Annotated in this window: 1 protein-coding gene; it reads right to left on the bottom strand. The window is 54.4% G+C overall.

Going from position 1 to position 872, the window contains the following annotated elements; genetic code table 11:
* Positions 1-14: 14 nt before the first annotated feature.
* Positions 15-769, bottom strand: a protein-coding gene (locus tag FKW19_RS14810; protein ID WP_089178375.1) for an IS5 family transposase whose coding sequence is annotated in 2 segments (ribosomal slippage) — positions 15-430 and positions 430-769 — 756 coding nt in all. Because the reading frame shifts where the segments join, the coding sequence is not laid out codon by codon here.
* Positions 770-872 lie beyond the last annotated feature (103 nt).

The following is an 872-nucleotide window of genomic DNA, read 5'->3' as shown; positions in this document are numbered from 1 at the left end:
TCTACGGCGTGTCGTCAGTTAAGCAGGATGATGACTGAGGCGAACTGAACGGCTGCGAGGAAGGTCGATTTCAGTTTATCGTAGCGGGTTGCGATAGCGCGAAACTGCTTGAGTTTATTGAAGAACCTCTCAACAAGGTTCCGTTCGCGGTAGAGAGAAAAATCGGTTTTCCGTCGTGTCGTTCTGTTGCGTTTTGGCGGGATGACCGGGGTAATCCCGCACTGTATCAGCCGATCGATCAACCTGTCCGCGTCATACGCCTTGTCAGCAAGGAAAGCATCCGGGTCGATGTTTTCCAGAAGTGGTTCTGCCTGGGTGATATCGGCATCCTGTCCCGGTGTGATACCGAGTTCCACTGGATTGCCCAGAGCGTCGCAGATGGCATGGATCTTTGTAGTTAGCCCGCCTCGTGATCGTCCGATGGCCTGATCCGTGCCCCTTTTTTGAGAGCTCCGGCACTATGCTGATGCGCTCGGACAATTGTGCTGTCGATCATCATGTATTCGTTGTCGTAATCAGCGGCCAGATAACGAAATATCCGTTCGATGACGCCGCTTTCACACCAGCGGCGCAGACGCCGGTGCACGTTTTTCCAGTCACCGAAACGGGCAGGAAGGTCGCGCCATGGAATACCCGCACGATAGCGATACAGCACCGCCTCCACGAACAGACGGTTGTTCACCGCAGTGCCGCCGACATAGCCTTCTCGACCAGGAAGAAGATCCTTTATCCGCTCCCACTGGTCATCGCGTAAACTATAGCGCCGCATCTGTCTGTCTCCCCAAAAAAACGGGAAAAACAGTCAGCACACGCAGACACAAAGTACAACCCTCACGTGCCACTCTCAGGGCTTAACTGACGACACGCCCTAG

It is taken from the genome of Acetobacter sp. DmW_125128 (assembly GCF_008704325.1).
GTDB lineage: Bacteria > Pseudomonadota > Alphaproteobacteria > Acetobacterales > Acetobacteraceae > Acetobacter > Acetobacter oryzifermentans.
This window is presented reverse-complemented; position numbering and strand designations above follow the sequence as displayed.